Source organism: Lentilactobacillus parafarraginis DSM 18390 = JCM 14109 (genome assembly GCF_001435895.1).
Lineage (GTDB): Bacteria > Bacillota > Bacilli > Lactobacillales > Lactobacillaceae > Lentilactobacillus > Lentilactobacillus parafarraginis.
In genome coordinates this window covers 1-500 of record NZ_AZFZ01000206.1, presented here as the reverse complement: position 1 = coordinate 500, position 500 = coordinate 1, and the positions used below count along the sequence as shown (strand labels likewise).

1 pseudogene is annotated in these 500 nt (G+C 42.4%); it reads right to left on the bottom strand.

The window, feature by feature from the left end:
• Positions 1 to 500 (bottom strand): annotated as a pseudogene (locus FD47_RS14755) (MobQ family relaxase); the annotation flags it as partial.

The window sequence follows — 500 nt, the reverse complement described above, 5'->3', positions numbered from 1 at the left end:
CTTCATGCCGGTTTCGAGTTTGGTGTTGCCGCTGCTTTTTCGTCATTGCCCACTCGGTCTCTTTTAAGCCACGTAGTTGCTGCTTTCTTAGATAGTCCGTGTTCTTCGCATATAAAATGGTTATTAAGGCTTCGTCAAAAATATTAGTCAGGTAGTTTTTCGGGCTAGTTGGGTAATAATTAATGGCCTGATAGTCCTTAACTTGAGCTTGCTTATATTGATCAAACCGTGTTGTCTGTTGTTTCAAACGGGCTTGCACCATTTCAATTTGTTTGTGATCCAACTTAGGATCTTGGCCACATTCGCCGATAAACAGTTGCCGGGTGCCATCATGTTTTAAGACCCGTTGCAGTCGATGATCCTGAATATCTTTTAATTCCATTTTGCCTAACAGGTAATTTAAACCGGCTTGGTGTTGCTGACTAGTAAAGACTACCGGTGGCTGCTGTTGCAATTGACTAAGATCATCGGCGCTTAATGGCTTTAATTCTGGGTCATAG